Origin of the sequence: Adhaeribacter terrigena, assembly GCF_016623615.1 — a bacterium.
In the GTDB taxonomy this organism is placed as follows: domain Bacteria; phylum Bacteroidota; class Bacteroidia; order Cytophagales; family Hymenobacteraceae; genus Adhaeribacter_A; species Adhaeribacter_A terrigena.
The window spans coordinates 27,616-42,276 of sequence record NZ_JAEHFX010000007.1 but is presented as its reverse complement, the minus strand read 5'-3'; the positions used below and the strand labels follow the sequence as shown (position 1 = coordinate 42,276).

The following is a 14,661-nucleotide window of genomic DNA, read 5'->3' as shown; positions in this document are numbered from 1 at the left end:
TAAAAGGTGAAGCGGGCAGTATGAGTTTTTAGCCGGAAAAGTATAGCGTTTTTCGATTTTTAGAAGCTTTCTATTAAAGAGTCGGGCGCGGGCTCCGGTTAGCTTATTGCTTTTTAATATAACCGTAGCGTAAGGTTTAAATCCTACGCTACGTTGATATTAAAATTTATGAAATAACTTCTGGTAGTCTGGCGGTTGAAACGAAGCTTCTGGAAATGGAAATTACTACCGGGCTAAAGAAACGTCCGGGCTAAAGAAACGTCAGCTTTCCGCTGAATAAAAAGCCAGCACTTTATTTTCCGTTTATTATTCAACCTTTAAACCTGAAACGTTGTAGCAGGTAGCGCAACATTTGTCAGGTTCAGCATTTTTAACGTGCGGTTTTTTCACTTTCTGCTCACCAGGAATACCCCGATAAAGATCAGTAAAGCATACAGCCCTTTTTCCAGCGTGAAAACATCCTGGCCCAGAAAAACAGCAATAAGAATAGCCAGAACCGGTTGCAGGTAAATGTACACGCCCAGCAAACTTGGGGTAGCAAATCGCAAGGCCCAGGCATTAAACAGATACGTAAGAAACGTTACCGCTACCACCATAAACACAATAGCCAGCCAAACCTGCGCGGGTAAATGCTGCCAGTCGGCGGCTAAAACCTGGTCGTAACCAAATGGTATTACAATAATTGCGCCTACGAAAAATATGCGGCTTACTATAGTTATAGCTTTGTACTTCTGCATGAGCGGGGCTACCAAAACCAGGTAAATACCATAAGAAACCGCATTCAAAAGAATGTAAATGTCGCCGATCACGCTGCTGCCGCCGGCTTCTTTCCCGCTGCCGGAAATGAGCAGCATGGCACCGGCACCAGCCACAAAAATACCCAGCGAACTCAGCCAGCGAATTGGTGTTCTGAGCAAAATCGCAGACATCAGCAACACAATTACCGGCGTAATAACCATGATGAGCGAAGCGTGAATAGGAGAGGTGAGGTTCAGGCCACCGAAAAAGAACAGCTGGTTTACCGCAATGCCTGTAATTCCACACAAAACCGACCGGATATTATCGGCGCGGCCGGTAATTTTTTCCTTCACCACAAAGCGCGATAAGAAACCGAAAAATATTGCCGCCGATACTACTCTTATCACGATCAACCCGAAAGGCTTTACAAATTCCGGCATTACGGTTTTGGCAATGCTGTAATTGGCCGCGTAAATAAGCGCCACGCTGAAAAGCGCCAGGTGTACTTTTAATTGCTGATTCATGTACTGCTAAAGAAAGGCCGCAAAGATAGGTTTTTAATGATGGAATTAGAGATTGAATGAATAGGGAAATGATTGCATGCAGGAATATGGAAACGCTACTGCTCTACGGGTTTTAACCTGTAGAGTAAAACAGCAAAACTTTACCGCATCTCTGATTTTTAAATTCTCATATTTCCTCAATTCCAACATTCTCTAATTCAATCATTCCAAATATTCCGATATTTGTATCCTGCGTATAAGCACTACCATTTTATTGGCTCATGATGCAATTAACCTTAATCGTGAGTTCATTAACCATCCTTTCAGCATGAACCAACCTAAAATACCATTGGCCGAACGCATGCGCCCGCACAACCTGGATCAGTTTGCCGGGCAACAGCATTTGGTGGGCGAAAACGGCGTTTTGCGCCGCTATATCCAGTCGGGCATGATCCCGAGCATTATTCTCTGGGGGCCGCCGGGCGTGGGAAAAACGACGCTCGCCAATATCATCGCCTCGCAATTGAAATTGCCTTTTACGGCTATCAGTGCAATAAATGCCGGCGTAAAAGATATCCGGGAAGTTATTGAAAAAGCCAAAAGCCGCCCTGGAACCATTCTGTTTATCGACGAGATTCACCGCTTCAGCAAATCGCAGCAGGATGCCTTGCTGAACGCGGTGGAAAAAGGCATTGTAACCTTGATTGGTGCCACCACCGAGAACCCTTCGTTCGAGGTGATCTCGGCTTTGTTATCGCGTTCGCAGGTTTACGTGCTGAAGCATTTAACTAAAGAAGAACTCATCGCGCTGGTAGAAAATGCGCTGGCGAACGATGTGTACCTGAAAAAGAAGAAAGTAACCGTGCAGGAATACGAAGCGTTGCTCAATATTTCGGGCGGCGATGCGCGGAAACTGCTCAATTTACTTGAGATTGTAGTAGAAGGTACCAATTCGGAAGAAGTAGTTATTACCGACGAATGGGTGAAACAGATCGCGCAGCAGAACGTGGTGCTCTACGATAAAAGCGGCGAAATGCATTACGATATTATTTCGGCTTTTATCAAATCCATTCGCGGCTCCGATCCCAATGCGGCCGTTTACTGGCTGGCGCGCATGATTGAAGGCGGCGAAGACGTGAAATTCATTGCCCGGCGCTTGCTCATTTTAGCTTCCGAAGACATTGGTAACGCCAACCCGACTGCCATGGTCATGGCCAACGATTGTTTCCAGGCCGTATCGGTAATTGGTTACCCGGAAAGCGATATTTTACTTTCGCAAACCACCATTTACCTGGCTTCTTCACCCAAAAGCAATGCAGCTTATATGGCCATTCGCAATGCCCAGAAACTGGTGCGTGAACAGGGAAATTTACCGGTGCCCATGCATTTGCGCAATGCGCCTTCCAAACTCATGAAAGAGCAAGGTTACGGCCAGAATTATAAGTATTCGCACGATTACGACGGTAATTTTGTGGTGCAGGAATTTCTGCCCGATGCCCTGAAAAATACGGTTTTATTTGACCCCGGAAACAACCCGCGCGAAAACGAAATGCGTAAAAACCTGCGTAACATGTGGGGCGAAAAGTACGGCTATTAATGGTTAAGGATTAATGAATAATGATTAATATTGTTATTCGTTAATTTTATGGCTGAAATTGCAAAGCGAAGTACTGAAGGCAGAAAATAATGCTGCTGAATTTCTCCGAAACGCTATACTTTCAGATGTTAAAACTCAGCGAAATCATTTAATTTGATTTATCGAAAACGGTATACTTTCAGGCTAAAAAACGCAGCGAAATCATTTAATCCTAAAACGCAGCGATTAAAAACGCTTTGCTTTACACCCGTAAAACTACGCGAGATCCTTAAATCTGTAAAATCCGCGATTCATTATTCATTAAAAATTAAAAATTAATCTTTAACAAAATGTGGCAATTTTTTAAATATGTATTAGCAACCATTGTCGGGCTGCTGTTATTTTTTTTCATTGGCTTCATCCTGCTCATTGGTATTGCATCGGTAGCCAGCTCCGATAAAGAAGTTTCTATCGACGAAAATTCGGTACTGGAGCTGAAACTCGATAAACCGATTGCCGAACGTAAAACCAACGATCCTTTCACCGACCTGGGTATTCCGATGGTAGGGGTGCGCAACGACCTGGGTTTGCAGGAAATTAAAGATGCGATCCGCAAGGCCAAAACCGATGCCAATATCAAAGGCATTTACCTGGATGTAACGCGCGTGCAGGCCGGAATGGCCACGCTCGAAGAGATCCGCAACGAACTGCTGAACTTTAAAAAGTCGGGTAAGTTTATTGTGGCTTACAACGATCTGTGTTCCGAAAAATCGTATTACCTCAACTCCGTAGCCGATAAAATTTACCTGAACCCGGCCGGAACGCTGGAATTTAACGGTTTAAGCTCGGAAGTGGTGTTCTTTAAAGGCATGTTCGAAAAGCTTGACATTCAGCCGTATATCTTTAAAGTGGGCGAGTTTAAAAGTGCCGTAGAGCCTTTTTTCTTAGATAAAATGAGCGAACCGAGCCGTTTGCAAACCACTGCTTTCCTGAATTCCCTGAATACCTTTGCGCTCCAGAATATTGCCAAATCCCGCAAGCTTCCGTTCGAAAAAATGAAAGCCGTTTCCGATTCTATGCTGGTGCACAACGCCGACGATGCTTTAAAATATGGCCTGGTTACGAATCTGGGTTATTTCGACGAAGCGCTGGATTTTATGAAAAAGAAAACCGGTACCGAACTTAAAAAAGAGCTGAACCTGATTAGCCTGAAAAAATATGAAAAAGTAAAACCTGAAGACGAAGAAAGCGGCCGCAACCGCATTGCGGTAATCTACGCTTCCGGCGACATTGTGGACGGCGACGGCGACGAAGACAACATTGGTGGCACTAAATACGCCGAAGCGATCCGCAAAGCCCGTTTAGACGATAAAGTGAAAGCTGTGGTGCTGCGTATTAATTCCGGTGGCGGCAGTGCCCTGGCCAGCGATGTGATGTGGCGCGAAGTGATGCTCACCAAAAAAGTAAAACCAATAATTGCTTCCATGGGCGATGTGGCAGCTTCCGGCGGTTATTACATGGCCATGGCCTGCGATACCATTGTGGCGCACCCCAACACCATTACCGGCAGCATCGGCGTTTTTGGTGTGCTGGCGAACTTCGAAGATTTCCTGAAAAACAAGATCGGCGTAACCGTAGACCGCGTAAAGACCGGTAGATTCTCCGACGTGCCAACCGTAACCCGCGACATGACCGATTACGAAAAACAAACCATTCAGCACGAAGTAGAGCGCATTTACGCCGACTTTACCACCAAAGCCGCCCAAGGTAGAAACATGCCGGTTGCCGAATTGCAGAAAATAGCTTCCGGCCGCGTGTGGTCAGGTATAGAAGCCAAGCAACACGGTTTGGTTGACGTTTTTGGCGGCCTGGACGATGCCGTGAAACTTGCCGCCGCTGCTGCCAAACTAAAAGAAGGCGATTACCGCGTGCGTCGTTTACCGGCTCAGAAAGGTTTTATGGAGCAATTAATGTCCGGTTTCCAGGATCAGGCCCGCGCTTCTATGATCGAAACCGAACTTGGCGAAAATTACCGGTACCTGCAAATGATCCGGAAACTAAAAACCCTGAACGGAATCCAGGCACGCCTGCCTTTCGAAATGCAAATACAGTAACCCCAAACGGTAGCTTTTTCAGCCTGAAAACTCAGAACCAACTTATAAAACGGTAGGGTTTCAGCTGCAAAAACTACTTCTGAAAAATAAAACCTCACAGGCGTAAGAAACCTGTGAGGTTTGTTTGTTATAAAACCGATAAATTATCCTTTAAATTTAGGAGCAAGGTTTTACCTTCGCATAAAAAAGAGAACCACCATGCAGCAATACTTTGAAACAGTAGCTTATTTGCAGAACCGGGCCGGAGAATTTATGCCGGAATTTGGTATTATTTTAGGTACCGGCCTTGGCGCCCTGGTAAACGACCTGGTTATTTATGACACGATTCCTTACGACGAAATTCCCTTTTTCCCGGTTTCTACGGTAGAAAGCCATTCGGGGAAACTGATCTTAGGGGAGCTTGCCGGCCGCAAAGTTATTGTAATGCAGGGGCGTTTTCATTATTACGAAGGCTATACCATGGAACAGGTTGCTTACCCGGTGCGCATCATGAAAATGCTGGGTATTCAGAAATTATTCGTTTCTAACGCCGCCGGTGGCCTGAACCCGGAATACAATACTTCCGATCTGATGGTGATTACCGATCACATCAATTTGCAGCCAACCAACCCGCTCATCGGTAAAAACCTGGATGAACTCGGGCCGCGTTTCCCGGATATGAGCGAACCCTACGACGAAGAACTCATCCACCTGGCAAAGATCATCAGCAAGGAAGAAGAAATTGCGTTGCAGTTTGGCGTATACGTAAGCGTACCCGGACCTATGCTCGAAACCAAAGCCGAATACCGTTATTTAGGTCTGATCGGCGCTGATGCCGTGGGTATGAGCACCGTTCCGGAAATTATTGCCGCCCGCCACATGGGTTTGCCTTGCTTTGCCGTTTCGGTAATTACCGATATGTGCGTGCCCGGCAAGATCAAAAAGGTAATTCTGCTCGATATTCTGGAAGCTGCTGCCAAAGCCGAACCCCGCATGACGCTGCTCATCAAAAGCCTCATCGAACGCCAGCCTAAAACCAGCAATCAATAGAAATTGAAAATTACAGAAAGCCCGGAGCATATTTTGTTCCGGGCTTTTTGTTTGGTGGAAGCGCCGGCAAAATACCTAACCTAAAACGGATAACGTTCCAACCATTCAGTTCCGATTTAGCTTCGAGGAATTGTATTAGAAATGAAGTCGGGTTGATAAAAAAACGCTATGTTTTTAAGCCAAAAAAGTCGTTAATACCGAAAGGCCAAATGCTTGTTCGTTTCTACTCTGAATAGAATAAAACAACCTACTTCAAAATCACCCTTTTCCGGTCAAAAGAAAGCGTTGCAAAAACCCCGATACCGCCCTGTACGGTAGATTTCAAAGCAATTGGCTGCGCAAACGGGTTGCCGTTCGCATCCTGCGCATCATCCATCGTATTTAAAAAAACATAATACTGCGGCTCCAGGTGGTACAGGGTTACAAAAACCGTGTCGTCAGGGGAAAAGCGGTAGGAAGTGCCAAAGGCATATTTCTGTCCATTATAAAGCCGGTCGTTGCTGTAAAAATCGTGTGTTCGTTTCTGGTCCGAAAGGCTGTCCTGGTGCACCGTGAACCGATAAAAATCTTCCTGGCTGCCGTTGTCCGTAAATTTAGCCAGCAACGATATGGAGCGTTCATCGTTCATACTCCATTCAACCGAATCGAGCGGAACCGTTGGCATAAACCTGGTAAAGCCGGTAACCCGCCGCCCGCGCGAATCAAAAACTTCCAGCGAATACGCATCCCCCGGATTTCCAGTCACAACGGTTTCCGAAAAATGCGTGTAAATTTTGCGTACATCAGAGTCATAGCCTGGTTTAAAAAGCAGCGTGTCGGCTTTGCCGTTGTGCGTAATAATTACGGTAGCATCGGGCACTAAAATGGGTTCCGGCCGGCCGAAATAACTGGTGCTTTCGGTAATGGTGGCGCGGTATGGTTTGCCGGGTTCCAGGTAGCATTCTACGGTTATCTGGCTTTCAAATTCGGGCAGGTTCAGGTCAATTTCCTTATCCATGTCGCAGCCCGAAAATGCCGATGAAAACGCTATCAAAATCAAGGTAAAAAGTCGGTTCAGGCGCAGCATCAGAATTTAAAATTATAGGTTACGGCCGGGATTACCGGAAACAACGAAACCTGTTTTGCCCGGAAGCCCAGGATCTTGGTTTCGTCGCCGTTCTCAATGGCATCGATGTAAATAAAATACGGGTTTTTACGGTTATAAACGTTGTAAATACTGAACGTCAGGTCCGATTCGCCGCGTTTCGGTTTCAGTTTATAAACCATCCCCAGGTCTAAACGGTGATAAGCCACCATGCGGTAATTATTGCGTTCCTGCGGATAAAGCGGTACGTATTGCACATTGGCGTAAGCAATATCCTGGAAAACAGTTTTACCCAGCGGCACCGAATACGAACTGCCCGTGCCGTAAACCCAGCTGCCGGTCAGGTTCAGGCGTTTGTTGAGCTGGTGTAAAACCACAAACGTAACGTCGTGGCGACGGTCGAAACGGGTAGGGAAGATCTTGCCCTGGTTAATATCGGGGAATTTACGGTTGGTCCAGGAAAGCGTATAGCCCAGCCAGCCGGTGGTTTTGCCGGTTTTCTTTTCGAAATAGAATTCGCTGCCATAGCTGTAGCCTTTGCCGAAAATAAATTCCTGATCCAGATTCGGGTTCACAAAAAGCTGGGCACCATCCCGGAAATCGATCTGGCGGTTCATCCATTTATAATAAACTTCGTTGCTGAACAAAAACCTGCCCTGCCCGAAAAGTTTGGTTACGCCCACGGCCACCTGGTTCGAAAGCTGCGGTTTTACAATGTTGTTGGAAGGATACCACACATCAGTAGGCAAACTCGCACCCGAATTGGTAACCAAATGCACATACTGCACCATGCGCGTGTAACTGCCTTTCAGACTCAGCGATTCGGTAAGGTTGTAGCGGGCCGAAAACCGCGGTTCCAGGCCAAAAAACACACTGGTATCTTTCGCAAAACCCGAAAGCCGCACGCCGTAATTCAAAGCCAGCCGGCTGTTTACATTAAAATCGTCGGAAATATAAACGCCGAATTCCGTGCCCGTATGCGCCACTTCCGAATTAAAGGCCACGGTTCCATCGGAAGTCCCGCCACTTAACCGCCCTACGCCAAAATTATGATGGGTTGCCGAAGCGCCGAATTTAAGTGTATGGGCACTGTCGAGCAAAAGATCGGAATCAGAACGGAAACTATAATCGCGAATGCTGGAACCTAAATTAAAGCTGCGGTTGGCAACTTTGTTCGTGATATTATACTGGTAATCGGAAACGGAAACAGTGGTATTGGTAAAGAATTTCGGCGAAAACTGGTGATTCCAGCGCAAAGCCCCCACTTTATTCCCCCATTTAAAATCGAAGTTGAAACCCGAAGGGCTCTGGAACCCAAACACATCGTTGCCGAAATAGCCGGTAAAGAAAAGCTTGTCTTTTTCGCCGATCTCGAAGCTGGCTTTGCCGTTAAAATCATAGAAATAATAATCCGGGATCGGGTCGAAATCTTTTTTGCCCTCGTTTATATCATTGTATTTGCGGGTAAAAACATCGAAATACGTGCGGCGCCCGGAAAGCAGAAACGACGAACGGTTTTTCTGGATCGGGCCCTCTACGGTAACCCGCGAAGCGATCAGCCCGATGCCGCCGCTCGTTACATAATGCTGCTTGTTGCCTTCGCGCATGTTTATATCTACCACGCTCGAAAGCCGGCCACCGTATTGCGCCGGAAACCCCCCTTTGTAAAGGTCCACGCTGTGCACCGCATCAGGATTAAAAATACTGAAGAAGCCAAATAAATGCGAAGCGTTGTAAACCGTAGCGCCATCCACTAAAAACAGATTCTGATCTGCGCCCCCGCCGCGCACGTACAAGCCGCTGGTTCCTTCGCCGCCGCTTTGCACGCCGGGTTTCAGCTGCAGCACCTTTATCAGGTCCACTTCGCCAAATAAGGCCGGCAGCAGTTTCGCTTCGCGGGTGGTCAGGTTTTCTACGCTCATTTGCGTGGTCCGCAGCTTTTCGTTCAGGTTTCCGGCTTCGATTACCACTTCCTGTAACTGGTTTTCAGAAGCAGACAGCGCTATCTGCAATTCCAGATCTTTAGTAACTGCAATCTCGCGCGAAATAGTCTGGTAACCTAAGTAAGAAAACTGAATGGTGTAGCTGCCCTCCGGAACCGAAAAAGCGTAATTTCCCTGAAGGTCGGTGGTAGCGCCTTTGTTTAAAGCAGCGATCATGGCGGTAGCCCCGATCAGCGGTTCTCGGGTGCTGGCATCACGCAGGGTACCACTTACCGTATATTGCGTTTGGGCCGGCGCGGCAGACCAGACAAGCAGCAAAACAAGGCCGCAGAAATAAAATTGTAAGCGTTTGAAAACCATGAAACAAAGGCTTGCGCCTTTTTTAATAAAAAAATCCGGCCCGGCACTGCGGCGCTTCCAGAGAGCAAACGTAGGAAAGCCCGGCTTATTTTAAACTCCGATTCCGGCTTTTTGGTTTAACTTTTCCCTTTTCCTTTTGCACATTGCAGATTTAAATATACTCAATTAGGTCCGGCTCTGCAAGCTGTGTGTTATCAGAAATGGTACAGTTTAAATTGGGAGAAGATCCGTATGCGTGGTAAACCATTCAGCAAGCATGGCGAACAACCCCAGCCCTCTTCTACAAACCGGAGAGGTAGCTTTTCTCCTGTAGTACCGCCAGCTAAAGCAGACGGCTATGAATGTCTGAACACGATTTTCAGGATTTATATGATTGCCAGGATTTTTGTCTGAAACGTAATCCGGCGAAGCCAATTGGGATTTCTAGAATTAAGGATTAAAAGATTCTTGTCTGAATCAGAATTTTCAGAAGCGAAGTTAGGCGTAGCAAATTTTAGAATTTCCAGGATTATCAATTTCACGCCTATCGCCAGCGCAGCGTCTCCTGAGAATCAAGTTATCCAGATAACTAAACTAAAAGAAAGCCAACTACGGAGGGAAAATGACACCAGTTTCTGTGAGAGCGGCCTCCAAGACTTCCGGTGCCGAGGAACGAGGCAGCCCGGCAGGGCAAGAAGGGTTGCAGCCGCGAACGCAGAAACGAAGCCGCCCGGCTTGAGGGAGAAAGTTTAATTGAAAGTATTATGCTTGTAGCTAAAAACAGAAGCAAACTATGAAAACGGTATCCTTTCAGGCTCAAAAACTCAATAACAACCTTTCTTATCAGCTTAAATAGATCCCTCCTCACGTCAAGATGACGGAAAAAGCCAAGATAACCGAAAGAAAAACGCTATGCTTTTCCCCCTAAAAACTACAAACCACCATACAACCACGCATCGCGTAATTTCTTTTGCTTCGGCGTTGCCATCGGATCCAGGCTAAGCTGATTTTCGGTTTTTTCCAGCGTCTTCATCAGTCTGCCTTTCAGCTTGACCTCCTGCATTTTTCCGGCCGCATTTTTCCGGTTCACAACCACGGTAATTCTGCTTCCTTCAGGCGCATATTTTACGTTTTTTTCCAGCACTTCGGCGGCAGTTTCGGGGCTCATGTCTTCACCGTTAATAGATATAAGCTGGTCGTCTTTTTTAAAGCCCATTTTCTTGCCGAACGCATTCATGTTTTCCGTATCGGCTACGATCAGGCGGCGGGATTTGGGGTCGAAACCGATGGTGAAGCGGCCCAGGGTCTGGCGGGGTTCGGTGCCATTGGTAGCATAATTTACGCCCACTTTTTTAAACATCTCGGTTAAAGGCAAAGGCTGCGTTCCTTCCACGTATTTCCGGAAAAAATCGCGGATCTCGGGGTAAGTCAATTGGGCAATTTTGTCGAAAAGTTCTTCGTCTTTAAAAGCTTTATTCTTGCCGTATTCCTTCGAAAGGTCTTTCATCAGGTTCAGGACGCCGTATTTGCCGTCCGATAATTCCCGCAGCCGGATGTCGAGCGCCAGGCCGATCAAAGCGCCTTTCTGGTACACGTTGCCGTATTCTTTTTTGTGCTTGTCCAGCGCGCCTTTGCTCATTTCGGTAAAGGGCAGCGAATCGTTAAAAGCGTTGGCGCCGGCAAGGTATTCCTTTAATTTATCCAGGTATTCTTCTTTGTCTATCAGTTTCTGATTTACCTGCACATGGGTGGCAAAATATTCGGTTACGCCTTCGTAAAGCCACAAATGCTGCGACATTTTCGGGTTCATATAATCGAAATTTCCGATCTCTTCCGAATGAATGCTCAGCGGCGTTACCACGTGAAAGAATTCGTGCGCGGCAATATTCCTGACCTGATCAGCCATCATTTGCTCCGGCATATCGGGGAAATAATAAACCGACGAATACGAATGTTCCAGCGCGCCATAAGCCCCCGTGCGGTTGGGTTTTTCGGCCACGTAGATCAGAAAGGCATATTTTTCTACCGGCAGGCTGCCGCCCAAATAATTTTTCTGGGCATTAAGCACTTTTTCGAGCTCTTTGGCTACCGTTTTGGAAGTTACCTTCCCGGAAGGGGCATAAACCGAAACCAGCACATCGGCATTGCCGATTTTCAGCACTGTAGTATCAGGTTTGTTATACATCAGCGGCGAATCTACCAGTTCCATATACGAAGGGATCACGTACGTATCGGACGTAGCCGTAGATGAGGAAGCTACCAAGGGTGTGGCGCCGTAAAAGCGTTCGGGTTTGGTGATGGTAAGTTCGTAAGGTACCTGCTTCATTTTATCGAAGTACCCTACAAAACCGTGCGTGTTGATCAGGAAATTTTCGCCGGCTTCTATGTTGGTGCCGCCCGGTTCAAAAACAATGTCTTCTTTATTGGGCGTGTCCCAGGTGTCGTTCACCCAATAGGTAATTTTATCGAGTTTTTTTGCGTCCTCAATTTTCCAGCGGTTCAGATCCAGGCGCTCGGTTTCCAGTTCGCGCCCTTTTTTATCATAAGCCTTAAATTCGTTCAGGAATTTGCCAAAATCGTAAATGGAATAGGTGCCGGGTACAATTTTAGGCAGGTTGTAAATAATTTCCTTTTCCTTTATTTCGGGTACTTTTATGGTTACGGGCACTTTATCGTCCTGCACTTTGGTAAGGTCGATGTTTACTTTATAGCGATCGCCGGAAGGCAGATCGGTAGCGGAAGCTGTGAAGAAAGTGCCGCTGAAAGCCAGTAGCAACATTGCTTTAGAAAGAATATGCATGCGTTTGGAGTTTAGAAATTGGAAGTAGAAAAGAAAACGCCGTGGCGGAAAAATGCAATGCGCTGCTTTTTATCTTTCAGAACATACTGTTTTCAGCAAGGTTTGGTTTTATTCGGCGCGCAGGGCTTTGATCGGGTTTAACCGGGCTGCTTTTGCCGCCTGAAAACTGACCGTAAGCATGGCGATTATTAAGGCTGCCAAACCCGATAAAACGAAGATCCACCAATGTATTTCGGTGCGGTAAGCAAAATCCTGGAGCCAGCGGTTCATGCCGTACCAGGCAATGGGCGCGGCCAGCAAAATGGAGATCAGCACCAGCCAGGCAAAATCTTTACTCAGCAGCAGCATAATTTCGGTAACCGAACTGCCCAATACTTTCCGGATCCCAATTTCTTTGGTGCGTTGCTCGGCCGTGAAACTGGCCAACCCGAATAAACCCAGGCAGGCAATTAAAATAGTAAGCGCGGCGAAATACCCGAAAACGGTCAGCATTTTTTCTTCGGCGCGGTACTGTTTGTTGAAATTCTCATCCAGGAAAAAATATTCCATCGGGTGCTTGTTATCGAAAGCCCGCCAGTTTTCTTCTATAAAGCTTAGCGTGGCCGGCAAATTCTGCGGCGCTACGCGTACCATTAAAAAACCCTGGCTTTTCGGGGCCAGCATTAGGGCAAGCGGCTCAATTTTATTGTGCAGCGAAGCAAAATGAAAATCCTTTACCACGCCTACTACTTTACCTTTCGCGCCCAAACCATTTTCCATACTCCGGCCAATCGGGTCTTTCCAGCCCAGCCATTTTGCCGCCGTTTCATTTATTATATAAGCCATAGAATCATCGGTTTTTATCTCGCGCGAAAAGTTACGGCCGGCCTTGAGTTTAATCTCCATCATATCCAGGAAATCGTAGTCTACGAAAATCGTGCTCAGGGTTTTTTCCTCCATCTGTCCACCGTTTGCGCCTTCTGCCAGGTACAATAAGCGGCCGGTACGTTCGCCAGGAATTGAGGCTGCGTTCGATACTTTTGTGATGTTCGGATTGCTCAAAAATTTCTGCCGGATCACAGGCAAGCGGTTTACCAAAATAGTATCCCCGTTCGGAATATCAATTACCACCACTTGTTCTTTATTGAAACCAAGGTCGTTGTTTTTCAGGAACTGCATCTGGCTGAAAACCACGATGGTGCCGATGATGAGAATAAGCGAAATGGTGAACTGCGTAACGACCAGTATCCGGCGCATCCAGGCGTTGGAGCCCCGCGGACTATTATCACTTTTCAGCACATCTACCGGCTTAAATGCCGATAAGAAAAATGCCGGATACGAACCACCAACCAAACCAACAAACGCTACGATCAGCAGCATGACCAGCAGGAACGGGCCGTTGCCGAAATTTGCCAGCGAGAAGTTCTTTTCGGTTAAAGCATTGAAATACGGCAGCAGCAATTCTACCAAAGCCAAAGCCACTAAAATAGCCAGCATGGTTATAAAAACCGATTCCCCAACAAATTGCCGTACCAGCTGCGAGCGGTGCGCCCCGATCACTTTGCGCAAACCCACTTCCTTGGCTCTTTTCGCGGAACGCGCCGTGGAAAGATTCATATAATTGATGCAGGCAATAAGCAAAATAAACAAGGCCACCAACCCGAAAATATACACGTAAGCCTTATTGCCGGCCGGCGAAAGATCGTAGGAAAATTCGTTGTTTAAATGAATGTCGGGCAGGGGTTGCACGTGGTATTGCATGCTGGCATTCAGCTTGTTTTCCTTCATCCAGGGTACTACCGTTTTGGCGTAAAAAGTGTCGAGGCTGGCTTCAAATTCGCTTTTTTTGCTCGCTTCAGGTAATAAGGCATAGGTGTATAAACTCATCCGGAACCAATCGCCGCTGAACTGTTTTTTCAGCGTTTCATCGAAGGTATTTACCGAAAGCAGCGCGTTCAGTTTAAAATGGGAATGCCCCGGGTCGCGGAAAACGCCGGTTATTTTATGCGTGTTTTTGCTAAATTTCAGGGTTTGTCCCATGGCGTTTTCCGGCGTGCCGAAATACTTTTTGGCCAACTCATCGGTAATTACCACGGTTTTAGGCGCATCTAACACCGTAGCCGGATCGCCGTAGAGGAAAGGGTAGTTGAAAATGCGGAAAAAGGTGCTGTCGGCAAAGTAAAAATTCTCTTCGCTGAAAACCTTATCTTCGAGCCACACGGTTTGCTTGCCAATGGGCATTACGCGCGTTACGGCTTCCACCACCGGAAAATCCTTTTTTAAAGTTTCGGCCAGGGGAAAAGGTGTGAGGGCAAATTTATCAGTCTGGCCCTGCAGGTTTATATCGTTCGTAACCCGGAAAATGCGGTCGGCTTTGTCGAAATGCGCTTCGTAGGTCAGTTCATCGCGCACAAACAAAAATATCAGGATGCAGGCCGAAATGCCAATAGCCAAACCCAGAATATTGATCGCCGAATAAACTTTATTGCGCACCAGGTTCCGCCAGGCAATTTTTATGTAGTTTTTTAGCATTTTCGTTGTTCGTTGCTCGTTATT

The 14,661-nt window shown here is 46.8% G+C and carries 8 protein-coding genes; 3 read left to right on the top strand and 5 right to left on the bottom strand.

Translation table 11 applies throughout. The features are described 5' to 3' along the window. Positions 1 to 386: 386 nt before the first annotated feature. Complete coding sequence (locus I5M27_RS13375) at positions 387 to 1,262, bottom strand: DMT family transporter (protein ID WP_200506820.1); 876 nt, start codon at positions 1,260 to 1,262, stop codon at positions 387 to 389. 307 nt (positions 1,263 to 1,569) lie between these two features. Between I5M27_RS13375 and I5M27_RS13370 the strand changes: the two genes are divergently transcribed. The 3 genes from I5M27_RS13370 (at position 1,570) to I5M27_RS13360 (ending at position 5,960) form a co-directional block, all read left to right on the top strand. After that, a complete protein-coding gene (locus I5M27_RS13370) occupies positions 1,570 to 2,838 on the top strand; it encodes a replication-associated recombination protein A (RefSeq protein WP_200506819.1) in 1,269 nt (422 codons plus the stop codon). 329 nt (positions 2,839 to 3,167) lie between these two features. Then, on the top strand, positions 3,168 to 4,931 hold the full coding sequence (sppA, locus tag I5M27_RS13365; protein WP_200506818.1) for a signal peptide peptidase SppA: 1,764 nt from the start codon (positions 3,168 to 3,170) through the stop codon (positions 4,929 to 4,931). Positions 4,932 to 5,129: 198 nt separating this feature from the next. Further along, on the top strand, positions 5,130 to 5,960 hold the full coding sequence (locus I5M27_RS13360) for a purine-nucleoside phosphorylase (RefSeq protein ID WP_200506817.1): 831 nt from the start codon (positions 5,130 to 5,132) through the stop codon (positions 5,958 to 5,960). Positions 5,961 to 6,207: 247 nt separating this feature from the next. Here the strand turns inward: I5M27_RS13360 and I5M27_RS13355 are convergent, their stop codons facing one another. The 4 genes from I5M27_RS13355 to I5M27_RS13340 form a co-directional block, all read right to left on the bottom strand. Beyond that, positions 6,208 to 7,026, bottom strand: a complete 819-nt coding sequence (locus tag I5M27_RS13355; protein ID WP_200506816.1) for a DUF4249 domain-containing protein — start codon at positions 7,024 to 7,026, stop codon at positions 6,208 to 6,210. Further along, positions 7,026 to 9,347 carry a TonB-dependent receptor gene (locus tag I5M27_RS13350; RefSeq protein WP_200506815.1) on the bottom strand — a complete coding sequence of 774 codons (2,322 nt, stop codon included), beginning with the start codon at positions 9,345 to 9,347 and terminating at the stop codon, positions 7,026 to 7,028. The genes I5M27_RS13355 and I5M27_RS13350 overlap by 1 nt, the downstream gene beginning before the upstream one ends. 910 nt (positions 9,348 to 10,257) lie before the next feature. Further along, on the bottom strand, positions 10,258 to 12,126 hold the full coding sequence (locus I5M27_RS13345; RefSeq protein ID WP_234462530.1) for a M61 family metallopeptidase: 1,869 nt from the start codon (positions 12,124 to 12,126) through the stop codon (positions 10,258 to 10,260). Between the two features lie 108 nt (positions 12,127 to 12,234). Next, positions 12,235 to 14,637 carry an ABC transporter permease gene (locus I5M27_RS13340; RefSeq protein WP_200506814.1) on the bottom strand — a complete coding sequence of 801 codons (2,403 nt, stop codon included), beginning with the start codon at positions 14,635 to 14,637 and terminating at the stop codon, positions 12,235 to 12,237. Positions 14,638 to 14,661 lie beyond the last annotated feature (24 nt).